This window comes from Bacillus massiliglaciei, assembly GCF_900098925.1.
In the GTDB taxonomy this organism is placed as follows: domain Bacteria; phylum Bacillota; class Bacilli; order Bacillales; family DSM-1321; genus Peribacillus; species Peribacillus massiliglaciei.
The window spans coordinates 1-22,312 of record NZ_LT622358.1 but is presented as its reverse complement, the minus strand read 5'-3'; the positions used below and the strand labels follow the sequence as shown (position 1 = coordinate 22,312).

Sequence of the window (22,312 nt, the reverse complement as noted above, 5' to 3'; positions counted from 1 at the left end):
CAGGCTCATACATGATTCCTCCTGTCAGTATCGTTTTTGAAATTTATTTCGAATCAGGACAGCCACTGAATTCATGGCAATCAATAATAATAGCAGAACGATAATGCCGGCAGCTGCTACGCTTTGGAATTCTTCCTGCGGCCGGGATGTCCAGTTATAAATTTGCATTGGCAGCACAGTGAACGTATCCATCACTGACTGAGGCAGAAAAGCAATGAACATTGGAATTCCAACTACTACCAGCGGTGCCGTCTCCCCGATTGCCCGGGAAAGTGCCAAGATCCCGCCAGTCAAAATCCCTGGCAATGCTGCGGGAAGAACAATTCTGATAATCGTCTGCCAATTTGTCGCTCCCATTCCGTAAGAAGCTTCCTTCAAATTTGACGGTACAGCACGGAGCGCTTCTTGAGAAGCAACAATAATAATGGGCAGAACTAGAAGACTCATCGTCAGACCTGCAGCAAGCACCGAGCGATCGAGGGCCATTGCACGGACGAAAATGGTAAGCCCCAGCAAACCGAAAACAATGGACGGAACGCCAGCTAAATTGGTGATATTCACCTGAATAAAAGAAGTCCATTTATTTTTAGGTGCATATTCTTCCAGATAAACCGCTGTTCCCACCCCCAATATAAGGGATAGCGGAACAACTACGAACATGAGCCAGGCCGTTCCGATTAAAGCAGCTTTTACTCCGGCTTCTTCCGGCCTTCTTGATGCAAAGTTTTGAAAAAACTCCATGTCCAGCGATGCCATTCCTTGAGTCAATATCCGATAAAATAAGATCCCCAGTACCAGGAGACTAAAGCAAGTGGCAGCTGCAAAAAGCACTTTGCCGATTGTGTTTTTCAGCAGTCTCCTGGATGAGTTCTTGGACATCTGGCTTTTGTCTATGATTTTCATGATTCATATTCCTCCCTAAATTTGCGGGAAATGAACTGGGCCAACAAATTCATAATCAGTGTGAAGACGAACAGCGTCAGGCCGACTGCATAAATACTATAGTAGATTGTCGTCCCAAAACCGGCATCTCCTGAGCTGACCTGTACGATATAGGCTGTCATGGTCTGGATCGATGAGGTAACATCCAAGGAAGTGCTTGGCGTCGATCCTCCAGCTACACTGACAATCATGGTTTCACCTATTGCTCTCGACAGAGCAAGAACAATGGATGCCATAATGCCTGAAAGCGCCGCCGGCCAAATGACCTTGAAAGTCGTTTCGAGTTTTGTTGAACCTAGCGCATAGGCCCCTTCCCTGATTGATTTTGGAACAGAGACTAGTGCATCCTCTGAAAGCGAAGCAATCATAGGGGTAATCATAATTCCGATTACAATACCAGGGCTTAATGCATTAAACAATTCCAAAGAAGGAATAATCTCACGCAAAACCGGTGTGACAAAAGTCAAGGCGAAGAATCCATATACAATCGTTGGGATCCCGGCCAGCACTTCCAAAATCGGCTTAATGATTCTGCGAATTCGTTCTGATGCATATTCACTCAAAAAAATGGCTGTGGAAAGCCCTAATGGGACAGCCACAATAGCCGCAATGACGGAAACCTTTAAAGTTCCCAGGAAAAGAGGAAGAATCCCGAATGATGCTGCTTCTCTAAAGGGCTGCCAGGCTGTCTCTGTAAAGAATTGCTGCAGCGGCACCCGTTCAAAGAAGGTAAATGTTTCAAAGATCAAGGTCAGTACAATTCCAATCGTTGTAAGGACCGAGACGGCAGCAATAAGAAATAAGAGCCAGGGGATGAGCCTTTCAAACCTCATCCCAATTCTCTTGCTGGCCTTCTTTTCCTGAATGATTTGCTGGACAGATTTTACTGTCAATTGGCTCTGTGCCATAATAAATCCTCCATTCGTGTCTTACGGAGTTGCTTGCTGTTCAGATAAGAGAATTACTTTTCAAGTTCGTCCAATAGTTCAAGATCTTTATCATAATCCTCTTGTTCTAAACTGATATAGCCTACTTCTTCAGCCAGTTCACTTGCGTTTTCAATCGCAAATCTTGTATAATCCGCTACTTGTTCTTTATCTTTAAACGCACTGTTAGATACATAAGTGAAGAGTGGTCTGGATAGTGGAGCATAATCTCCGTTTTTGATTGTTTCGTGATTCGGTTCAACAGCGCCTTCTCCATTATCAATCGGCACAACTTTCAGCTGGTCTTTGTTTTCAGCATAATAAGCATATCCGAAGAGTCCAATCGCATTTTTATCCCCTTCTACACCTTTGACCAATACGTTATCATCTTCTGAAAGTGTTGCATTTTCTACCATCGGTTTTTCTTCCAGGATGACTTCATTGAAGTAGTCATATGTGCCTGAGTCGGTTCCCGGTGAATAGAATTTAATCGGCTCATCCGGCCAATCAGAGCGGATATCAGACCATTTCTTCTCTTTGCCGTTATCATCAATCCAGATTTCTTTTAATTCTTCAACTGTTAAATGATCAATGAAGTCATTCTCTTTATTTACAACGATGGATATTCCATCGTAAGCAAGTTTCAGTTCCGTGTAATCCACGCCATTGTCTTCCAGGAGTTTCTTTTCTTCGTCTTTCACAGGCCGGGAAGCGTTGCTCAGATCGGTCTCTTTCTGGATGAATTTCTCAAAACCGCCGCCTGTCCCGGAAGCACCGACAGAAACTTTCACATCCGGCTGTTCTGCCATATATTCTTCAGCAACTGCTTCCATGATTGGGAAAACAGTGGACGATCCGTCTTGAATGACTTCCCCTTTCAGCTGACCGCCTGCAGAATTTCCTGACTTGTCAGATGAAGCATCATTATCTCCGCATCCTGCTGTGATTGCTAGTACTCCGCCCATTACGGCTGTCATTGCTACCTGCTTGTATCGTTTCATTTTAAAACCCCCTGAGATAGTGTTTATCTTGTCTACACATTCATCTTACTTAACCTCTGTAAACGGGGTTTGAATGATTTGTTAATATTCTGTAAATGACGTGTATCGATTTCGTTAATTTCTGCGAAAATGGTCCCATAAAACAGAGACATCCGCCCAAAAATATCCATTCAAAAGTCCAAATCCGGGGGATTCCGCAGTAGTTCAGATGGAGGAGAAGCATACAATATCAGGTTTTTTTAGTCTTCTTCTTTACTTGAGGCAGCAGGTGAAAAGATGGAGATCAGAACTGTTTTTTATCAAACTTACGCTTAGTTAGCACTTGCTTTTCCAGGTGTAGAATTTAAGAGGATATGGTCAGCAGACAAGAATCCGTTATTAAAGTTGATTGGAACGGAGGCTGGCGACCCCGGCAGCAAAAGCATGGTATACGATGGACAGCCTTACGAGGGCTTTAACAGATATGCTTACACTTTTTGGGGTGTTTTAAAAAAGCCACTTGACTTGGATATCAACGGATTTCACCTGCAATTCCATCCATAAGTGACAAAAGGCATAGAAAGGGGGGTCTCTCCTCTCAATGCCTTTTGCCACAATCTGAAGCTCCCTGCTTAGTGCAGAAAGCTATTCTATTAGTCTTCTTTTTTCTGACTGTCTCTTATTTCTTTTTGTTCTTCTTGAACGTCCTTGCCGTTATTGACCTCTGTTTTAGTTGTTGACTGTTCATTATCTTCTTTGGCACGTTCTTTTTTCAGTTCGAAATACTTATCCAGGATTTCTTCGCCGATTTCCTTATTCATGCTGTGGCCGCTGTGCCCCTGATATGCCCATGGAACTACAACAGCAAACGCTACTTCCGGGTTCTCAGAAGGTGCATAGCCAACCAGCGTCAGGTTCATCGTTTCCTGTGGTTCGTCATATTTTTCACGGTCTGGACCATCATAGAAAGATTCAGCTGTCCCTGTTTTGGCAGCAGCGTGATAGGATTTTCCGCCCAGCCACGTATAGGCAGTTCCCCCCGATTCCTGAGCAACCTTTTCAAACCCTTGCTGTACCCGTTCAATCCATTCACTCTTCATCTCAATTCGATTCAGGACAGTCGGTTTCATTTCTTCTGCTATCGGACCAAGTGCTTCGTTATCATCCTCAGGATCACGGATTTCTTTCACCATATGCGGCTGCATCCTGTTCCCGCCATTTGCAATCGTTGAGACATACTGGACAAGCTGCATCGGTGTATACGTATCATATTGGCCGATAGCAAGGTCCAGAAGCTTACCGGGAGAAGTTTCAGATCCTTTAAAGCCGGCCATCTCATTCGGCAGATCAATTCCTGTACGGACACCCAGGCCAAACTGAGCAAAGGAGTTCCGGATGGTAGAAAACGCCGAAGTATCGATATCAAGCGGCTTATTCATGACATAGTGTCCGCCGGCAATATTAATCGCTGTACGGAACATATACACGTTGGAGGACACTTTTAATGCGGTCAGATCATTAATGTTTCCGAAATTCTTATAGGAACCTTTTTCAGGAGTTCCTTTGATTTTCAATTTTGTATCATAGAAATAACTGCCGGGCTTAATGGCGCCTTGCTGGTACCCGGTCAATACTGTTGCTCCTTTTACAGAAGAGCCCATTGCATAAGAGGTTGTAATATTCCCAAGCGCAAAGTCTTCGATAGAAGCTTTTCCTGTTTCTTTATCCTTGACATACTGCTTACCCGCCATCGTCAGGATTTCACCTGTCTTCGGATCCATCATGACAGCAAATGCTCGATCAAGGAATTTCGTATTCCCCATCTTTTTCTTGGCAATCAGATGCTTTTCAAGGATTTCTTCTGTAGCCAGCTGGAGATCCATATCAATGGTCAAAACCAGGTCTTTTCCGCGCTGGCCTTCGGTGATAACTTCTGAATCGACAACATTGCCCGATTTGTCAGTCACATTGCGGATTTTAGCCTTTGTTCCCTGAAGAACATCTTCATATTCTGCTTCAATATAACTTTTCCCTACCCGGTCATTCCGGCTGTAATCCCTTGCCAAATAGTAGTCCAGGCTGTCGCTCGGAAGACCTTCTTCAGAGGAAGAAACCTTGCCAAGCACTGACTTTAAGGTTTTATTGTACGTATAGTACCGATCCCAGTCTGTCATAATATCCACACCAGGCAGTGAATCAAGGTTTTCACTTACCTTGGCAAACTCTTCTTTTGAAACATCTTTATTCTTCACAATTTGCGGAGTCAGGGCATATCCTCCTGCAAATTCACGATAAATCGCAAGTACCTCAAGCTCCTTATCGCTGAAGGAATCATATTCCTTCTTCGTGATTCTGTCGAGCTGCAGATTATACAAATCCTTTTGTTCAAGCTCCCCTTCTGTTACCTTAGCCCTTTCTTTATCTGTAATTTTCTTCTCGGCCTGCTTAGGGTGTAACAAAATCCAAAAATCCTTCTTATCTCTCTCCGTAACTTTATCTGGTTCCTTTTCGATTAAGTCAGCCAGCTTTTCAGCCGTCTCAAGCATCTCTTTAGGTTTCGTTCCTTGTTTTCTCGTATAAGTGATTGCATCCAGCGGTTTATTATCCACCATCACCTTAAGGTTCCTATCATACATTTTACCCCGCGGCACTGCATTATTCACCGTTACTTCTTCCGTTCTTTCCACTTCTCTGAGATACTCATCCCCATACACAATTTGCACGAAGCTGAGCCGCAAGATCAATACGGAAAATAATAGAAAGACAACCAAAAAGACCATATTTAACCTAAAAGGAACATGCGTTTTTTTCTTTTTCTTTTTTTTCAAACTGAAGCCACACACCTTTTCCTTAATCCTTGAACAATACTATTCATTTTATAGAAAGTTGGCAGCTTTTTCTACAATCTTCTACTTGAAAAATTATACATTTTCACAAATTATGCTTTTACGCCCTCTGAAAAACGAACTTTCCGAATGAAAAAATAAATACATAGATGTCCAGCCCCAGCAAAAAGCAGGTAAAACGGCAAATATTCCTTCGCCTCGAAAAAAGCCGTAAACAGGATAAAACCAACGATAGACACAATCCTTCCGAGATGTACGAAAAGCTCTCTGACCACAATGTATTCAATTCTCATTTCAGTAGCCTTCCAGGCATTCCCTATTACATCATAAGTCAGGGAAATATACGGGACCAGGAGCACAGGATAGGCAAGCGAAATCAAGGAGCCGTAAATGAGGAGAGTGACGAAAGACAGGCGTACAGTAATTAAAATGACGGCTGCATATAAAAGCAATCCCCCAGCCAATATAGCCTTCTTCCGCATCGGCTCTTTAATCAGCCTTGAAGCAAAATAATAGGCAATAAAAGAAATCAGGGAGCTTAAAAGACCATAGCTTCCTAAAGCAAGTTCACTGCTCGTCTGTAAATAAATGAGGATGGAAATAACAAATACGAAAATCCCTTCACGCAATCCCTGAAAAAAGTGGGCAGAAGTGACCAGCCGCCAATTCCGATCATGTCTCCGTTCCTGGATGATCCTGACGAAAGAAAACTTCCCATGAGCCGGTCTCCGCTTCAATGAAAAGCTGAGCAGGACGGCTGAAAAAAACAAAAGCAGCGATAACCCGAACACAAAGGTATACCCGGCATTTCCCTTAAATAGAGTAATAATAAAACCCGATAATATCGGTCCGGCCATCCCAGCCCCTGATGACATGGCACCAAGGAGCCCATTAAAAAAATCTCTTGTCTCCGGTTCCGTAATTTCAAAGGTCAGAACATTAAAAGCCAGCCAGTAAAAACCGTAGCCAACACCCAGAAGCGCTCCGAGAAGCCATAAAAAATCAGTGGCCCTGTCCCCGACAAAAAGAACAGACAGATAAAAAGCAGCAAGAAAAATAACACCGAGCCGAAGAACAATCGTCCTGTCCGCCTTCTTAGCCAGCCTGCCTGCGAAAACAAAGGTAACAGGCTGCACAAGGACAACCATAAGGTTATAAAAGGCCAGATCTAAAATTTCTCCGGATTGCTTCCAAAGGTATACATTCACGAACGTATTCGATAAAGCAATACTCAAACTGTAAATCCCGCCGATCAGCAAGAGCAAATACAATTCCCGGTTTGCCGAGAGCTTATTCAGCAGGTTATGTAAAATCGTCATGATATAACTCCCCTTTTGATTACACCCTATTCTTTGATACAAACAGGGCAATTATGTACGGGGACAGATTTTACCATTCTTTTACACTCGTTTTTTCTGCTGAAAATAGCGGCCTTACAATTGATTCCAAAAATGGCCCGTTTCTTTGGAATCTCGCCTGCCGTGCTTCTCCGCAGGGTTTATCGTATGAAATAGTTCTTCTTAATAAAAAAAGGGATCGGGAAACCCGATACCCTCGCAAACGAAAACAGGAACCCTTTGTAAGAAAGGATTCCTGTTTAGCTAAGCAAAATAAATTATTTTGCCGCGCTGTAACGTTTTGCTACTTCATCCCAGTTTACAACATTCCAGAAAGAATTGATGTATTCAGGACGGCGGTTTTGGTAGTTAAGGTAATAAGCATGTTCCCAAACATCCAAACCTAGGATTGGCGTTTTGCCTTCCATGATTGGAGAGTCTTGGTTTGGTGTGCTTGTGATTTCTAGTTCGCCGTTATTAACAGCAAGCCAAGCCCAGCCTGAGCCAAAGCGAGTTGCAGCAGCTTTTGCAAATTGTTCTTTGAAAGCGTCGAAGCTTCCGAATTTAGAAGAGATTGCATCAGCTAATTCGCCAGTTGGCTGTCCGCCGCCGTTTGGAGAAAGAATTTGCCAGAACAATGAGTGGTTAGCATGTCCGCCGCCATTGTTGCGTACCGCAGTGCGCGCTGATTCAGGAACAGCATCCAGGTTCGCAATAACTTCCTCAACGCTTTTGCTTGAAAGTTCTTCGTTGCCTTCCAAAGCTGCGTTTAGGTTTGTCACATACGTGTTATGGTGTTTTGTGTGATGAATGTTCATTGTTTCTTTGTCGATGTGTGGCTCCAATGCGTCATAAGCATATGGTAATTGCGGTAGTTCAAATGCCATGAATAATTCCTCCCTATGTATCTCAGTTTTTTTCATGCCATCGGTCTTTTAACCGCCCGGCACGTTAATTTAAGAGTATCAAAATTTTTCCTTTGTTTCAAACGTAAGGGCTTGTCACGGAGATTTTTTTAGACAGGATTCGCCGCTTACCCAAAAACGGCATAAAGGAAATAAGCAACCATCAAAAGCTGGATGATTCCTTTTGTAAGAACACTGCTTACAAAGCCGATTACAGAGCCAAAGCCGACTCTTGCAGCTGTCCGCAGGTCTTTTCTGTGAACAAGAAGTTCGGCCAGTATCGCTCCGATGAACGGTCCGATCAGAATGCCAAGAAACGGAATCACAAACGGGCCGGCCACAATGCCAATCGTACTGCCCCAAATTGCTGCCTTGGAACCTCCATACCTTTTTATACCCATTAAATTGGCAACATAATCTGCTGCAAACAATAAAATGACAAATAAGATCTGAACGGTCCAGAAAAACCAATTAAAAGGCTCGAATGAATAGAAAAAACCATAAAGTATGATTCCAATGAAAATAAACAGGACACTTGGGATAATCGGAAAGATTAGCCCTATAAAACCAATAGCAAACATTAAAATGATAATCGACCAAAATAGTGTATCCACTCCAAAACCCCCTTCCTGTATATATGCTTTTTTTCCAATAGAACATAATAATCCATCATTGCCCTAAATACGTACATGATAAACGCGTGTCCATAAAAACTTTCATGCCCTTCCTAATTATTTTTCAGACATCCCTCAAATCGACAGGTTCCTTCCGGATTATTCACTATACTTATAAGCAATGAGTATGGGAGGGGTAAAAAAGAATGAAACAAACCAAACAAGATATAGAATGGCTGCTGTTACTTTCAGAAGCAAGACGGCTCGGAATAACAATAGAAGAAATCCGGCAATTTCTCAAACTGCATCTGCTTCCTTCCCCCGAACGCGGGGCAAACCATCGTGTAAAGGCTGAACGCTGAATTTTTTAGCATAATGGACAGCCTTCCTCCATATATATAGCGATAAATGGCTCTGGAGGATGATGGATGAAACGGTTACTTTTTTTTATCTCGCTAGGTTTCCTTCTTTATATCATATATTTTGACCTGACAAACGGAACATTGCCGGCCGCTACCGGCATTGCCGAAAATCCAAATACATCCGTTCCGGCTTCCCGCCAGGCATCCGAGAGTACAATACCGTTTAAAGTGCAGGAAATCAAACCGGGAGATACACTGCTGTCTTTAATAGAAAAGCAAAATGGATCCGCCGCTCCTGAAATAGAGCAGATGATTGACGACTTCCAGTCATTAAATGAAGGTACAAAGCCAGAAGATATCCAGATTGGAAAAAGGTACAAGATCCCCGTTTATAAGTAATTTGGAAGAGCGAAACATCCATTTTCTTGTCAACTGGCACTCAACATTGATACAATAGCAAAGTGAACAAGCTAATTTAAACTCGATCTATTTCCTAAAGGAGAGAATTTCCACGTGAGTGAAATCATACATCGTACAAAAACCAGACCAATAAAAGTAGGAAACTTAACCATCGGCGGTAATAACGAAGTCATTATCCAAAGTATGACAACAACAAAGACACATGATGTCGAAGCGACTGTTGCCGAAATTTTGCGCCTTGAAGAAGCAGGCTGCCAGATTGTCCGTGTTGCCTGTCCGGATGAAAGAGCGGCTGAAGCTATCCCTGAAATCAAGAAACGCATTCATATCCCGCTCGTTGTGGATATTCATTTTGATTATAAACTTGCTTTGAAGGCAATTGAAGGCGGCGCTGATAAAATCCGGATTAATCCTGGAAATATCGGACGCCGTGAAAAAGTAGAAGCGGTTGTAAAAGCAGCTAAAGCAAAAGGGGTTCCAATCCGTATTGGCGTCAATGCAGGTTCCCTTGAAAAGCGGATAATCGAAAAATATGGCTACCCAACAGCCGACGGAATGGTTGAAAGTGCTCTGCATCACATTCAGATTTTAGAAGATCTTGATTTTCATAACATTATCGTTTCCATGAAAGCATCAGATGTCAACTTAGCCATTGAAGCTTACGAAAAAGCAGCAAAGGCCTTTGATTACCCGCTTCATTTGGGAATCACTGAATCCGGCACACTTTTCTCAGGTACCGTAAAAAGTGCTGCAGGTCTTGGAGCCATCCTCAGCAAAGGAATCGGAAACACTCTTCGCGTTTCTTTAAGCGCAGACCCTGTAGAGGAAGTAAAAGTGGCCCGGGAACTTTTAAAAGTATTCGGTCTTGCATCCAATATGGCTACTTTGATTTCATGCCCTACATGCGGAAGGATTGAAATCGACTTAATCTCAATCGCTAATGAAGTAGAAGAGTACATTCAAACCATTAAGGCACCTATCAAGGTTTCTGTACTCGGCTGTGCCGTTAATGGTCCCGGTGAAGCCAGGGAAGCTGATATCGGAATTGCCGGAGCACGCGGCGAAGGTCTTCTTTTCCGAAAAGGAAAGATTGTCCGAAAGGTTCCGGAAGAAACAATGGTCGAAGAACTGAAAAAAGAAATCGACAAAATTGCCGAAGAATACTATGAAAAACAGAGACTGGAAGCAGAACAAAACGGCCAAACCGTCTAAAAATAAAGACATCGGGAAATAAGTTTCCGATGTCTTTTTCTGCTGTCTCTCCTTGTCAGGAAAACAAGAAAAAGCTTGGACCCATTCGGATTCAAGCTTTTTTCTTTTCTAAAAGAAAGGCATGATAAAAACGGCTGTCAATATAGAAGCTATCCCGATCCCGATCGCCCAGGCTCCCATGCTTTTTGCCCCTTTGCTCCGGGCGACGAAACCAACGACGATGCCTACGATCCCTAAAATAAACGGAACCATAAACAAAGAGAGAATGGATGCTGCCAAAGCAGCGAGCCCCCATCCCATTCCGCTGTTGGCTGCAGACGGTGCCTCTTCTGTATCTCTGGATTTTCCGTATTCCCTCTGAACGGGAGCGGACAATTCTGCCGATGTTTCCTCCCTGTACGTTCCATTCGGTCTTGTGCCGGAAGTGCGTTTTTCTCCTTCAAAACTGCGGTTATCCGCAGGATCGGATTCATTGTAATAGCGCTCATGCTTCTGGTCATCGAATGAGGTGACAGCCGTATCTTCTGATCCAGACTTTTCACTCATTCCGGAAGTACGTGTTTCATCCATTTTTGACAATCCTCCCTTTCTTTAGTAGGAGCCTTTTTAGTATTTCCGAAAGGGAGAAAAGCAACGTGAAAATACTTTCATTCTTTTACAAAAACCTCCACTTCACATAAAGGTTTTTTATGAACATAAGCTTTTATGATACACTTATTTTGAATTATGAACCTAAGGAGCTGTATCAGCATGAAGAAACGGTTTGGCATTGATATCGACGGCACTGTAACCCGTCCGGACACTTTTGTTCCTTACTTAAACAAAGCTTTCCAATTAAATCTCACCTATGAGGACATCAACCAATATGAATTTTATCCTTTTGTGAATGTCCCGAAAGAAGATTTCAGGAAATGGTTTATTGAAAATGAACCGATTATCTATGCAGAATCCCAAATGGCCGAAGGAGCCAAAGATATTCTGCATCAATGGGCAGACATTGCCGACTTGTATTTTATCAGCGCCCGGGACTATAAGCTATTTGAGGTTACTCAGAAGTGGTTCACTGCAAACGAATTGAACTATCACCAGATTGAGCTTATTGGTTCGCATGACAAAATAGCCGCCGCTAAAAAATATTCGGTCGATTTATTCCTTGAGGATAAGCATGACAATGCGGTAGCCATCTGTGAAGAATGTCAGATACCTGTCCTTCTCTTTAACACACCGTATAATCAGGATCCTGTTCCGGAAGGAGTAATCCGCATCAATTCCTGGACTGAAGCTGGATTGTGGGTAAAGAAGTGGCTGAATACATAACATTGTAAGGGCTGCAATCCCTGCTCTTCATGCCCTTTTACGCTCCAGGTAAGCTGCAAGCTTTTATAAGCATGCAAAAGGCCTGCAGCCAATTTATCTGTGTTTGCTGCAGGCCTTTCACCTATTCATTCCTCTTCTTTTCGAATATGTGACAGGCATTTCACTGCCCGAACAATCCCTCCATATCCTGTGCACCGGCAAAGATTGCCGGCCAGTGCTTCCTTTATGTCCGATTCATCCGGACAAGGAACCTTGTCCGTGAGTGCCTTCACTGCCATAATCATTCCGGATGTACAATACCCGCATTGAAATCCGCCTTCCTGTAAAAAAGCCTGCTGAATCATATGAAGGGATTCACCGCCCAAGCCTTCGATTGTAGTAATGTGTTTTCCATCGATTTGATAGGCCATCAGCAGGCAGGCATTCGCCAGCTGCCCGTCTACCAAGATTGAGCAGGCGCCGCATCTGCCAATTCCGCAGCCTACTTTTGTGCCCGTCAGTAATAACTCATCCCGCAATAGATCTGCTACTCGTGATGCGGCTTTCACCTTTACAGTATGATGCTTCCCATTGACATAAAAAGAAATAGCCATCATGCCAAGCTTCTCATCAGAACTGCCCATTGCCGTCTGATCTTTCACGTCCATGAAAGCACCCCCTTCTCATTAAGTTGATCCAGCAGAACTTCCGGCGAAACGGGAAGACTTTGTACCCAAATGCCCGTTGCATCATGAATGGCTTTCACAATCGCCGGAATGATGGCGATCGTGCCAATCTCCCCGATTCCTCTCGGGCCGTAATGATCCCCTTCGCATAAATCTTCTACCGCCCATACATTTGAATGGAAAGGCACATCCGCTATGCTTGGAATCAGGTAAGAATCGAAATTTTCCGTTTGATAGACACTGTTTTCCATAACGGCATGCTCCATCAGGGTGTATCCTAATGACATCACCGCTCCTCCTTCAATCTGTCCCCTGTACCCATTCGGGCTGATCACCGGTCCTGCTGCAATCACCTGGTCGATATCCGTTACTTTCACTTGCCCAGTCAGCATATCCACCTCCACTGCCACCCGCACACTGCCAAAACTGTATAAATAATGGCCTCCGGCTACAGGGTCCGGTGTCACCGGAAAATCAAAGCCGGTCTGAACAGAGATTCGGTCTGTGCTGTGCTGACCCAGTTCTTTATAGGTAATCACCTGCTGTGCAGATATACGATCCCACAGTCCGCCTTTTCCAGTACAAAGCCGGTCCGGATCGATTCCCAGGAGTTCGCCCGCTTTTCGGGATAACAGCTGACTAAATGGCTGTTTCATTTTTTGAACGGAATGCCAGACCATGGCTGTTCCTCTTGATGCAGTCGATGATCCAGATACCGGCACGGCCGCCGTATCGCCAATTAAGATACTGACCTCTTCCGGCAAACAGCCCATTTCTTCAGAAACAATGTTTTCAATGACCGCAACCAGCCCCTGCCCGCATTCTTCAAAACCAAAACCAGCTTCTATTTTCCCTTCTTTCGTTAAGGACAGTCTGCCGCCTGCGGGATCCATCCTTCCATGCCCAAGCCCGCCTCCATGCATTGTAATAGCAATTCCCGTTCCTTTTCGTTTCCATTGCTCCGGCTGTTTTCTTTCTGTACGGCGCTTTTGATCCAACTGGATAATCTCCTCCAAGACATCTCGTGCTCCATTCGTCGGGACGATCCTATGGCCTAACGGTCCTCTGTCATGCGTGCCGCGGATATTCCTCCTTCTCAGTTCAGCCGGATCCAGCTTCAATGCTTCCGCCAGCCTGTCTATCTGGCCTTCTAAAGCAAATGTTACTTGATTGCCCCCAAACCCCCTAAACTCTCCTGAAACACCGTTATTCGTAAAAACAGACACCCCTTCAATCCCTGCATTCGGAATGATGTAAGGTCCTGATGCATGCTCTACGGCAAAGTCAAGGATAGCCGGTCCCAATGTCGCATAAGCTCCCGTATCTGCAATAATTTCAGCTTCATGAGCCTGAATCTTCCCGCCCGCATCTGCTCCAGTCTTCATGCGGATTTTCATGGGATGCCGTTTTAAACCTGCTTTGAGCGATTCCTTTCTTGTATGGTGAATCTTTACGGGACGATTCGCTTTTCTTGCCAGCAATACGCCGCAGGGCTGAATATTCAATTCATCTTTTCCTCCGAAAGAACCGCCCATAGGACTGGAAACAATCCGGATTTCTTCTTCAGGAACGGCCAAAATCCGTGAAAGCTGAAAGCGGTCCTTGAAACCATGCTGGGTTCCGGCATACACCGTGATGGTTCCGTCTGGCTCCGGACAGAAAACTCCGCCCTCGGTTTCCATATAGGCATGCATTTGCCGCGGCAATTCATAGGTTTCCTCCACTATCTGCACACATTGTGAAAATCCATCCTGAAGATTCCCTTTATGATAGGATGCTTTATGAAGAATGTTGCCATCTGGATGAAGCTTAATAGCATCAGGCCGAAGGGCCTTCTCCGGAGTATCCAGGACAGGAAGCTCCTCATATTCAACTTTAATCAGCTCCAGTGCTTTTAGAGCAATAGTTTCAGTTTCCGCAGCTACAGCTGCAACAGCATCTCCTGTATACCGCACCCTTTCTTCGCATAAAACCGGCTGATCGGGGAACACAATACCAAAACGGTTGAGACCGGGAACATCTTTTGAGGTAATCACTGCAGCAACCCCGGGCAGCTTTTCTGCTTCTTCGATATGGATCCCTGTAATCCTGGCATGAGGATAGGGACTTCGCAGGATCTTTCCGTGCAGCATCCCTTCAAAAGATAAATCGGTTAGATAATGAAGACTGCCCGTTACCTTCTGTTGGCCGTCCGGCCGGGTTCGATCCTTTCTTTCTCCAATATTAAAGACCATCGTTCCCGCTCCCTTCCTCCTGCAGTTTGATTTGCAAATTAGAAACGATAAGGTTTGCGGCTGCTTTTTTGCGGTAAGCTGCCGATGAATAGGCATCAGGCACCGGGTCATATTCGTCCAATATGGCATAATACACGTTCTTCCAATCCAATTCTTTTATTTCTTTTCCCAAAAGCAGTTTTTCCGTTTCAAACAGTCTCCTCGGAAGAGTATCGCCGCCTCCCGCTGCTATTCTTACAGCAGTGCAGATCCCCGGCTGCCCGCATTCCACAGTCCCCGCGACTGTAACGATGGAGGGTACGAAAGCCTCGCGTCTCCCCAGTTTCCGGCTGAATATCCGGCTGGATTCCGGAAGAGAGGGGAGAAGAATTTCTGTCAGCAGGCCTTCCTTTGTCATCCCTTCATTATGCCATGCAAGCAGGTCCCTGATAGAAGTGTGAAAGGAGAAATCATACAAGCTGGCCTTGGCGTTCAGCACAAACAGCAAGGGGAGAAGATCACCCGTTCCTCCCGATATATTTCCGCCTATTGTCCCCCGGTTCCTGACTGCCGGAGAAGCGATATCTCCCGCCGCATTCCTTATTTCCTTCGGGGTCAAGGGATGCCTTTTTAAGTTTGAAAGCGTGATGAACGCTCCTAAAGACAGATATTCCATGCCGCCGTAAACCTTGGTACCGATCCCCGAAAAACCGCTGATCCGCTCCAGGCTGATGAGATGTTCTGGAACCGGAATACCTTTTTCCCACTTTAATGGAAGAAAGGTTCCCCCGGCGATAAATATGGCGTCATTTCCGTATTTCTTTTTCAGCTCCATGGCTTCTTCACATGTTTCCGGCATCCATACCGATGCTGCCTCCAAAGACACCGAATAGGCATTCCTAGTCATCATTCATCCAACCTTTCGCATGTTCATATTGTGCCTGTGTATCGATATCATAAAAAGGGAGCTCTGCCTGTACAGCTACAAATTTCCCGTCATGCCTGCTGTTTCTGATTAATTGCCTGGCCCCTTCATCCCCTTCAAGCTTAAGCAGATTTGGGAACATCCTTTTTGTAAAAAGCACCGGCGGCCTGGCCATTTGCTGATGCAAGGAGGCAATGAAACTCCATTCCTTTCCGTGTTTTTTTTCCTTATAAAAGACCGAAAGCAGTTCATTGAGCATACCTGCTGTGACAAATGGCTGATCCGCCAGCAAAAGAAGCACCGCTTCAGCCTCCCTCTGCACGGCGCATTCAATCCCTTTTTTCAAAGAATAGGCCTGGCCTCTCCATGCCTCGAGGCTTTCTTTCTGTGTCCACCTGCTCCCTACTCTCCCTCCCTTAAACAGCGGATTCATCCAATCGAGAGGATCCCCAGCCTGTGTGATGACTAAAAGATGATCCAATTTTGATTCCAAAGCTGCTGCAAACGCGAAATTGCCTACCATGCTTTTCCCAAGAGGAAGGAGAAGTTTGCTGCTCCCCATTCTTCGGCTGCTGCCGGCAGCTAAATAAACCCCGACAACACCGCCCTTCTCCGTACTCATGACAAAGCCGCCTTTTCCTCCAAGGACCGCGGTATCCTAACAGTCTGAATTAATTCTGCAACAATACTGACGGCAATCTCTTCAGGGCCCTTAGCCCCAATGGCCAGACCGGCCGGAGAGCGAATCGAATGTCTGTCTTCTATTCCCCTCAAAAGACGCGCAGTCCGGTTTTCCGATCCCAGTACAGCTAAATAAGCCAGCTCCTTCCTCTGCATGTGTTCAATCAATTCTTTATCTCTCTGGAAGTTATGGGTTTGAATGACTACTAAATCATCACTTCGGAACCTGATTTGCTTCACACTTTCATTCGGGAAACCTTCGATGAACTGATCGGCCCCCGGGAAATGTTCAGGAGTCAGCCTGGCCGCCCGCCAGTCTGCTACCATTACAGAGAACCCTGTCGCAGAAGCCAAGGCAGCAAGAGGCTCCGCATCCGGTCCGGCTCCAAAAATGATAAGCCTCGGTTTCGGCTGATAATAATGTGTAAACAGCCAGACGGATAATTTCTCATCCCAAAGCAGACCGCTTTTCAAATCGGGCTTCTGCAGCTCTTTTATTCGATTGGCCAATGCTTCGTCACAGCGGCCAAAAGTCCGGCCATTATCCGTCAAAAAGACATACTCATTTTTAATTGAATTTTCAGATATTTTTCTCACTGCTAATACACCGGTTCCTTCTTCCATAAACTTCTGCAAAGCGAACAAGTGTCTTTTCAGCTCATTGTCCACCGGTTCTGCCCAAATATGCAGAACACCGTTGCAGCCTGCTCCCTGCCCCCATAAAGTATCATCATCTCCACTCATGTCATAGCTCAGCAGAAGAGGTGATTCCTTCACCGGCAAAAGCCTTGCCTCAAGATCTTCTTCCATGCATCCCGCGCTCAGCAAACCGATTCGTCCGCCATCCTCTTTAAAAAGCATAGATGTCCCTTCCTTTAAATAAGCAGAACCTTGAACATCAATAATTGTCGCTAAAACGCTCCTCCCTTTCTCTCGTTTGAGTGAGGATATAATTGTATGGATATATTCCATCAGCACGCCTCCCGTACAAAAAAATATTTCAGGCTTTTTATTTTGATATGATATAACATTTAATGGTAGTTTTCTTAACATAATATCAAAATCTGAAAAGTCTGTCATTGTTTAATTTAAATAAAAATTATGAAAGGCTGTGACTCTTTCTCCAAAAACCTCAGTCTTCAATCCATACCTAACATAGATTTTGTTATATTTCCTTACAATCTTTATCTGAATTTATATAAATAAAGATATCAGTCAAAAATAAAAACCATCAAATTTCTTTATAAAAAAAGAAAATTTGATGGTTCTTTGCTTATGCTGCATGAATTCTTGAAAATTTTCTGATGCAGCCTCTTACATATGATATTTAATTCGCTTTATTGGATGTGGCATTCGGGACAGCGGCCGTATATTTCAAATTTATGGCCGGAAATATCAAATTCCTTTAAGCTGTCTTCTAATTCTTTCATAGGACAGGTCTCAATTTCCTTTGTCTTGCCGCATTCCAGACAAATAAAGTGATGATGGTGCTCTGAGTGGCCGCAGGTAAACCGGAAATGTTTTTCGCCTTCCAATTCCGTAGCCTCAAAAATCCCCAAATCGACAAACAGTGAAAGATTCCGGTATATGGTGTCAAAGCTCAATCCAGGGTAATCTTTTTTCAGACTTTCCAGAACATCTTTGGCAGTCAGATATTTATCACTTGAAGAGAAAAGCTGAAGCATTTCTTCTCTTTTACCTGTGTGCTTGTAGCCTTTTTCCTTTAATAATTGTATTGCAGCAGTTACGTTCAAATGAACACCCCATTTATCGTGATTTCCATTTATCGATCAGAATTGAAATAACCAGGATGAGAACAGCAAGCATAACAATGGTACCGCCGGGAGCCAGATCCAATTGATAAGATAAGATCAATCCCCCGATGACAGACAGCTCACCGAAAAGAACGGAAAAAGCCATCATCTGCTTGAACCCTCTGGCAAACCGTAAACTGGCTGCAACAGGCAGGGTCATTAAAGACGATACAAGAAGGATGCCGACAATTCTCATGGATGCGGCAATGACCAAGGCTACCATGACAATAAAGATGAAATGAATGGCCTTAGACGGGATGCCGGATGCCTTTGCGTGCTCTTCATCAAATGACAACAAAAATAATTCCTTATATAAGGCAATCAGCGTCAGGACGACAGCTGCCCCCACACCTACGATAAGAAACAGGTCATTCCTGCTTACTGCACTGACACTTCCAAATAAATAGCTGTACAAATCAGCATTAAAGCCGTCTGCAATGGATATCAGGATAACACTCAGCCCGATTCCTCCTGATAGAATAATTGGAATGGCCAGTTCCTGATAATGCTTATAAATGCCTCTCAGTTTTTCAATAAAAAGTGATCCCGCTACAGAAAAAGCCATCCCCATATAGAGCGGGTTCAGTCCGGCTAAACTGACAAAACTTTTTTGAAGCAAAAGGCTGAACGCGATGCCGGCAAGAGCCACATGGCTCAGCGCATCGGCAATCATCGACATCCGCCGGACCACGACAAATACACCTAAAAGCGGTGCGAGCACGCCGATAATAATGCCTGTAATGAAAGCATTCTGCAAAAATTCATATTGTAAAATCCCCGATAACATTCAGCTTCCTCCAAAATCTAATGGTTATGATGGATGAGCTGAACATCATGTCCATGCATCGATGATAGCTCTTCTTCATTCAGTTGATTATACTCCGAGGCATCTCCGTGAAAATGGAGCCTCTTATTCAGGCAGGCCACATGCGTCACTTTTTCTGTGACTGCACTTACTTCATGAGTGACCAAAATCAAAGTGATCCCCCAATTTTTATTGAGCATCTCCAGCATCTCATAAAATTGATGGACGTTTTTGGAATCTACCCCAACAGTCGGTTCGTCCAGGATCAGCAATTCCGGCTCACTGACAAGAGAACGCGCTATGAACACACGCTGCTGCTGGCCGCCTGACAATTCGCCAATATTGCGGTGCCGGAAATCCAGCATTCCTACTGAATCCAGTGCTTCCATAACCTTAGCCTTTTCTTCTTTGCCGGCGAATTTAAATAATCCAATTTTCTTTGTCAGGCCGCTTTGAACGACTTCAAATACAGTTGCCGGAAATCCAGAATTAAAGGAATTGGCTTTTTGGGATACAAAACCGACCTTTTGCCAATCTTTGAACCGGCCTGCTTCTTCTCCAAACAGCTCGATTTGGCCTTTCTGAGGCTTTAAAAGTCCGAGCATCAGCTTTAACAATGTGGACTTGCCCGAACCATTCGGTCCCACAAGCGCTAAAAAAGCCCCCTTCGGCACTTCAAGCGAAACATCTTCCAGAACGAGGTCTTTCGAATATTTATAAGAGAGATGATTCACTTTAATCATCGGATTTGCTTTTCTTTCCAATGGTATCACCTATTTTTTAAGAATGATTACGATTTACTAAAATAGTATATAAGAAAGAAGCGGACTTGTAAAGAAATCAGTCCCATTTCTGTTCAGTTACTGACTAGTGCTTCATATGTTCTACAAAGGGGGGAAGTCTGTGAAATTATTTGAAATGATGGTCAATCATAAAATTAATCATATCCAGCCAGATGAACTGCTTGCGCTTGCCCGTCAGCATCAGGTAGCTTTGACACAGGATCAGGCGGTAAAAATCACAAAACTGCTGAATGGGAAAAATATCAATATTTTTCACGCTGGACAGAGACAGCAGGTCATTAACCAGATTGCAGCGATTACCGGAGTTGATACGGCAAGGCAGATTGAGATGATTTTCAGAAAGCTGACAAACAACTTTTAAGTTAGCTTTATATCCAGACGGAAGTTTCATATAGCAATTTCCAAGACCACTCGTGATAACGGGTGGTTTGTGCTGTGAATGAACGTTTTCTATGATCTCTTCTTTAAAGGGGCTGTGAGGGTGATTTTCGCTTTCAGGGGCCGGCTTGTTTTCCGCGGACGGCGGAAGCCTTCTCGTTGCCGTCACGGTGCTCTGCGGGGGTCTCCCTTTGACACGCTTCTTTCTTGCCCCTCTCCATTTCGGGTGAGGCGTTTAAACAATCTGATTTTGTCTTACAGACCTTCGGTCTTTTCTATACAATCGAGTAGGAGGGGGTGATTAACCCCCGACCTCTCACACCACCGTACGTACCGTTCGGTATACGGCGGTTCCATTAAGTTTGACGCAGAAATTCATATCGATTATATAAACTTTTCAACCCTCGGTGACTCCAATACAAGTTATTGAGGGTTTTGTGTAAGATTGGACTACAGGCTATTCTCCAATATTTCTTTCTGGAGTTTCCCCATTCATATGCCTTTTGGTCAGGGACACCTAGACCTTTGAGTTTTCTTATTCTTGTCCTCGGTTTCTTCCATTGTTTCCATTCAAGCATACGGAGTCTCCGTCTAATCCACTCATCAAATTCTTTAAATTTACTTGGTGTATCAGCCAATGCAAAATATCCACACCATCCCGTTAGATATTGATTTAGTTTCTCGATTCTAACTTCCATAGGAATTTGTTTAGAACGGGAGGTTAACTCCCGTATTTTAGCCTTAAGCCTTTTAATACTTTCATTGGCTATTCGAACCTTCGGTTTCTTATTGACCGTAAAGCTAAAGCCAAGAAACTTTCGTTTCCACGGGCGATCAACTGCTGACTTTTCTCTATTTACTTTGAGCTTTAATTTCTGCTCAATAAAGCATGTAATTGAGTTCATCACTCGTTCTCCAGCTTTCTTCGATTTCATGTAAATATTACAATCATCGGCGTAGCGGACAAACTTGTGACCTCTCCTTTCTAACTCTTTATCAAGTTTATCCAAAAGAATATTCGAAAGAAGGGGGCTCAGTGGACCTCCTTGTGGTGTTCCTTCTTCTGCATCATAGACTACACCATTCATCATAATTCCTGCTTGGAGATATTTCCGTATAAGTTTCAAGACCTGCCGGTCTTGGATTCTACTTGCTAATATCCCCATTAACTTATCATGATTGACTCTATCAAAGAATTTCTCCAAGTCCATGTCAATCACCCATCTATAACCTTCACTTATATATTCCCTTGCTTTACGAACCGCATCATGACCTCTTCTATTTGGTCTAAACCCATAACTATGTTCTGAGAAGGTTGGGTCAAGAAGTGGGGTTAGAACTTGGGCGATAGCCTGTTGAATGAACCGGTCTGTCACGGTAGGTATTCCTAGTAATCTTACTCCACCGTTCGGTTTCGGGATTTCGACTCGACGGACTGGGTTAGGTTGATAGGTACCTTCCCTTAATGAATCACAAAGAGTTTCCCAGTTCTCATAGAGATGTCTTCGTAGGGATTTTACGGACATTCCATCTATGCCGTGACTCCCTTTGTTCTTCTCCACACGTTTAAGTGCTTCTATTAAGTTTTCCCGTGACAGAATCAGATCCATTAACATGTGATATTTCCTTTCGACGTGAACGTAGAAATCTAATTATGTTATTCCTGCTCCACCCTCATGAAGTCCCCTGTGGAATTCACCACTTCCTCCTTCAAGTAAGTCCTTTCGGATTGTCTGCTTCTATACAGGAATTATATGCCTAGTTCTCGTTCTTCCTAATAGTTCAGTCCTTCCCATTCCATCTCGAGTTGGAATGGTACTATGACCTCGGCTGACTTCTGATTGTTCAGCTGTCCATCGCTGGATAGGTTACCAAGGGAACTTGGCGTTCCAATCAGACCTCCCCGGGTAAGAGTACAGTCTTTCCCTCCATCTATCTGCTTCATTTACTCTGTACCACCTTCGGCAGTAAGGACTTCGTTTTGTTGTGCAAACTCATCCAATGGTACCTAGCCTTATATGAAGTTCGTGTTCCTCAGACCGGAGGTTTGCCGCTCGCTTCCTTCAGATTCTGCGTCACCACAGACACCCTTGCGTTAAGCTAACCATTACTACTGCCTTCATGGTTCGGGACTCTCACCCTATAGACTGCACCCATGCCGGGCGCA

The 22,312-nt window shown here is 44.2% G+C and carries 23 protein-coding genes; 5 read left to right on the top strand and 18 right to left on the bottom strand.

Annotated features, from left to right (window positions below; genetic code table 11):
* Positions 1-24: 24 nt before the first annotated feature.
* From pstA to BQ4305_RS08355, 7 genes are all read right to left on the bottom strand, one after another.
* Positions 25-903, bottom strand: a complete 879-nt coding sequence (gene pstA / locus BQ4305_RS08385; protein ID WP_110927402.1) for a phosphate ABC transporter permease PstA — start codon at positions 901-903, stop codon at positions 25-27.
* Complete coding sequence (gene pstC / locus BQ4305_RS08380) at positions 900-1,850, bottom strand: phosphate ABC transporter permease subunit PstC (RefSeq protein ID WP_110927401.1); 951 nt, start codon at positions 1,848-1,850, stop codon at positions 900-902. Before pstC ends, pstA begins: the two co-directional genes overlap by 4 nt.
* Positions 1,851-1,903: 53 nt before the next feature.
* Positions 1,904-2,869, bottom strand: coding sequence for a PstS family phosphate ABC transporter substrate-binding protein (locus BQ4305_RS08375; protein WP_110927400.1), 966 nt, complete (start codon positions 2,867-2,869; stop codon positions 1,904-1,906).
* 632 nt (positions 2,870-3,501) lie between these two features.
* The gene (locus BQ4305_RS08370; protein ID WP_199880662.1) at positions 3,502-5,628 is read right to left on the bottom strand and encodes a peptidoglycan D,D-transpeptidase FtsI family protein; all 2,127 of its coding nucleotides are present in this window, start codon (positions 5,626-5,628) and stop codon (positions 3,502-3,504) included.
* A gap of 158 nt (positions 5,629-5,786) precedes the next feature.
* The gene (locus tag BQ4305_RS08365; RefSeq protein ID WP_110927398.1) at positions 5,787-7,013 is read right to left on the bottom strand and encodes an MFS transporter; all 1,227 of its coding nucleotides are present in this window, start codon (positions 7,011-7,013) and stop codon (positions 5,787-5,789) included.
* Between the two features lie 296 nt (positions 7,014-7,309).
* Positions 7,310-7,918 (bottom strand): superoxide dismutase SodA, encoded by a 609-nt coding sequence (gene sodA, locus BQ4305_RS08360; RefSeq protein WP_110927397.1) that lies wholly within the window; start codon positions 7,916-7,918, stop codon positions 7,310-7,312.
* Positions 7,919-8,064: 146 nt separating this feature from the next.
* On the bottom strand, positions 8,065-8,550 hold the full coding sequence (locus BQ4305_RS08355; RefSeq protein ID WP_110927396.1) for a DUF456 domain-containing protein: 486 nt from the start codon (positions 8,548-8,550) through the stop codon (positions 8,065-8,067).
* Positions 8,551-8,756: 206 nt separating this feature from the next.
* Here BQ4305_RS08355 and BQ4305_RS08350 point away from each other — a divergent pair, with 206 nt between their 5' ends.
* The 3 genes from BQ4305_RS08350 to ispG all read left to right on the top strand — a co-directional run bounded on the left by BQ4305_RS08350 (position 8,757) and on the right by ispG (position 10,544).
* The gene (locus BQ4305_RS08350; protein WP_110927395.1) at positions 8,757-8,912 is read left to right on the top strand and encodes an anti-repressor SinI family protein; all 156 of its coding nucleotides are present in this window, start codon (positions 8,757-8,759) and stop codon (positions 8,910-8,912) included.
* Between the two features lie 66 nt (positions 8,913-8,978).
* Positions 8,979-9,311 (top strand): LysM peptidoglycan-binding domain-containing protein, encoded by a 333-nt coding sequence (locus BQ4305_RS08345; RefSeq protein ID WP_110927394.1) that lies wholly within the window; start codon positions 8,979-8,981, stop codon positions 9,309-9,311.
* A 123-nt stretch (positions 9,312-9,434) separates the two neighbouring features.
* Complete coding sequence (gene ispG, locus BQ4305_RS08340; RefSeq protein ID WP_199880661.1) at positions 9,435-10,544, top strand: flavodoxin-dependent (E)-4-hydroxy-3-methylbut-2-enyl-diphosphate synthase; 1,110 nt, start codon at positions 9,435-9,437, stop codon at positions 10,542-10,544.
* A 108-nt stretch (positions 10,545-10,652) separates the two neighbouring features.
* Here ispG and BQ4305_RS08335 read toward each other — a convergent pair whose 3' ends face one another.
* The gene (locus BQ4305_RS08335; RefSeq protein WP_110927392.1) at positions 10,653-11,114 is read right to left on the bottom strand and encodes a DUF4190 domain-containing protein; all 462 of its coding nucleotides are present in this window, start codon (positions 11,112-11,114) and stop codon (positions 10,653-10,655) included.
* A 180-nt stretch (positions 11,115-11,294) separates the two neighbouring features.
* Here BQ4305_RS08335 and BQ4305_RS08330 point away from each other — a divergent pair, with 180 nt between their 5' ends.
* Positions 11,295-11,861: a 5' nucleotidase, NT5C type gene (locus BQ4305_RS08330; protein WP_199880624.1), complete on the top strand. Its 567-nt coding sequence runs from the start codon at positions 11,295-11,297 to the stop codon at positions 11,859-11,861.
* 125 nt (positions 11,862-11,986) lie between these two features.
* Here the strand turns inward: BQ4305_RS08330 and BQ4305_RS08325 are convergent, their stop codons facing one another.
* From BQ4305_RS08325 to BQ4305_RS08290, 8 genes are all read right to left on the bottom strand, one after another.
* Positions 11,987-12,508: a (2Fe-2S)-binding protein gene (locus tag BQ4305_RS08325; RefSeq protein WP_407640148.1), complete on the bottom strand. Its 522-nt coding sequence runs from the start codon at positions 12,506-12,508 to the stop codon at positions 11,987-11,989.
* Positions 12,499-14,760: a xanthine dehydrogenase subunit D gene (pucD, locus tag BQ4305_RS08320; RefSeq protein ID WP_110927391.1), complete on the bottom strand. Its 2,262-nt coding sequence runs from the start codon at positions 14,758-14,760 to the stop codon at positions 12,499-12,501. The genes BQ4305_RS08325 and pucD overlap by 10 nt, the downstream gene beginning before the upstream one ends.
* Complete coding sequence (locus BQ4305_RS08315) at positions 14,750-15,649, bottom strand: FAD binding domain-containing protein (RefSeq protein ID WP_110927390.1); 900 nt, start codon at positions 15,647-15,649, stop codon at positions 14,750-14,752. The genes pucD and BQ4305_RS08315 overlap by 11 nt, the downstream gene beginning before the upstream one ends.
* Entirely contained in the window at positions 15,639-16,286 is a 648-nt protein-coding gene (locus BQ4305_RS08310; protein WP_110927389.1) for a nucleotidyltransferase family protein, read from the bottom strand. The genes BQ4305_RS08315 and BQ4305_RS08310 overlap by 11 nt, the downstream gene beginning before the upstream one ends.
* Entirely contained in the window at positions 16,283-17,317 is a 1,035-nt protein-coding gene (locus BQ4305_RS08305) for an XdhC family protein (RefSeq protein ID WP_110927388.1), read from the bottom strand. Before BQ4305_RS08305 ends, BQ4305_RS08310 begins: the two co-directional genes overlap by 4 nt.
* Before the next feature lie 365 nt (positions 17,318-17,682).
* A complete protein-coding gene (locus BQ4305_RS08300; RefSeq protein WP_110927387.1) occupies positions 17,683-18,099 on the bottom strand; it encodes a Fur family transcriptional regulator in 417 nt (138 codons plus the stop codon).
* A gap of 13 nt (positions 18,100-18,112) precedes the next feature.
* Positions 18,113-18,946: a metal ABC transporter permease gene (locus tag BQ4305_RS08295; RefSeq protein WP_110927386.1), complete on the bottom strand. Its 834-nt coding sequence runs from the start codon at positions 18,944-18,946 to the stop codon at positions 18,113-18,115.
* Positions 18,947-18,963: 17 nt separating this feature from the next.
* On the bottom strand, positions 18,964-19,707 hold the full coding sequence (locus BQ4305_RS08290; protein ID WP_110927992.1) for a metal ABC transporter ATP-binding protein: 744 nt from the start codon (positions 19,705-19,707) through the stop codon (positions 18,964-18,966).
* Between the two features lie 160 nt (positions 19,708-19,867).
* Between BQ4305_RS08290 and BQ4305_RS08285 the strand changes: the two genes are divergently transcribed.
* Entirely contained in the window at positions 19,868-20,128 is a 261-nt protein-coding gene (locus BQ4305_RS08285) for a DUF2624 family protein (RefSeq protein ID WP_199880623.1), read from the top strand.
* Between the two features lie 373 nt (positions 20,129-20,501).
* Here the strand turns inward: BQ4305_RS08285 and ltrA are convergent, their stop codons facing one another.
* Positions 20,502-21,761 carry a group II intron reverse transcriptase/maturase gene (gene ltrA / locus BQ4305_RS08280; protein ID WP_110927384.1) on the bottom strand — a complete coding sequence of 420 codons (1,260 nt, stop codon included), beginning with the start codon at positions 21,759-21,761 and terminating at the stop codon, positions 20,502-20,504.
* 158 nt (positions 21,762-21,919) lie between these two features.
* Positions 21,920-22,090, bottom strand: a complete 171-nt coding sequence (locus BQ4305_RS21385) for a hypothetical protein (RefSeq protein WP_199880500.1) — start codon at positions 22,088-22,090, stop codon at positions 21,920-21,922.
* Between the last annotated feature and the right edge of the window lie 222 nt (positions 22,091-22,312).

Coding starts and splice junctions, on each gene's coding strand:
- BQ4305_RS08295 (WP_110927386.1), bottom strand. CDS start 18,946: ATGTTATCGGGGATTTTACAATATGAATTTTTGCAGAATGCTTTCATT.
- BQ4305_RS08350 (WP_110927395.1), top strand. CDS start 8,757: ATGAAACAAACCAAACAAGATATAGAATGGCTGCTGTTACTTTCAGAA.
- sodA (WP_110927397.1), bottom strand. CDS start 7,918: ATGGCATTTGAACTACCGCAATTACCATATGCTTATGACGCATTGGAG.
- BQ4305_RS08310 (WP_110927389.1), bottom strand. CDS start 16,286: ATGAGTACGGAGAAGGGCGGTGTTGTCGGGGTTTATTTAGCTGCCGGC.
- BQ4305_RS08335 (WP_110927392.1), bottom strand. CDS start 11,114: ATGGATGAAACACGTACTTCCGGAATGAGTGAAAAGTCTGGATCAGAA.
- BQ4305_RS08375 (WP_110927400.1), bottom strand. CDS start 2,869: ATGAAACGATACAAGCAGGTAGCAATGACAGCCGTAATGGGCGGAGTA.
- pstC (WP_110927401.1), bottom strand. CDS start 1,850: ATGGCACAGAGCCAATTGACAGTAAAATCTGTCCAGCAAATCATTCAG.
- BQ4305_RS08325 (WP_407640148.1), bottom strand. CDS start 12,508: ATGGACGTGAAAGATCAGACGGCAATGGGCAGTTCTGATGAGAAGCTT.
- BQ4305_RS08290 (WP_110927992.1), bottom strand. CDS start 19,707: ATGATTAAAGTGAATCATCTCTCTTATAAATATTCGAAAGACCTCGTT.
- BQ4305_RS08345 (WP_110927394.1), top strand. CDS start 8,979: ATGAAACGGTTACTTTTTTTTATCTCGCTAGGTTTCCTTCTTTATATC.
- BQ4305_RS08365 (WP_110927398.1), bottom strand. CDS start 7,013: ATGACGATTTTACATAACCTGCTGAATAAGCTCTCGGCAAACCGGGAA.
- BQ4305_RS08305 (WP_110927388.1), bottom strand. CDS start 17,317: ATGGAATATATCCATACAATTATATCCTCACTCAAACGAGAGAAAGGG.
- BQ4305_RS21385 (WP_199880500.1), bottom strand. CDS start 22,090: ATGAAGCAGATAGATGGAGGGAAAGACTGTACTCTTACCCGGGGAGGT.
- ltrA (WP_110927384.1), bottom strand. CDS start 21,761: ATGTTAATGGATCTGATTCTGTCACGGGAAAACTTAATAGAAGCACTT.
- BQ4305_RS08370 (WP_199880662.1), bottom strand. CDS start 5,628: ATGGTCTTTTTGGTTGTCTTTCTATTATTTTCCGTATTGATCTTGCGG.
- BQ4305_RS08330 (WP_199880624.1), top strand. CDS start 11,295: ATGAAGAAACGGTTTGGCATTGATATCGACGGCACTGTAACCCGTCCG.
- BQ4305_RS08315 (WP_110927390.1), bottom strand. CDS start 15,649: ATGATGACTAGGAATGCCTATTCGGTGTCTTTGGAGGCAGCATCGGTA.
- pucD (WP_110927391.1), bottom strand. CDS start 14,760: ATGGTCTTTAATATTGGAGAAAGAAAGGATCGAACCCGGCCGGACGGC.
- pstA (WP_110927402.1), bottom strand. CDS start 903: ATGAAAATCATAGACAAAAGCCAGATGTCCAAGAACTCATCCAGGAGA.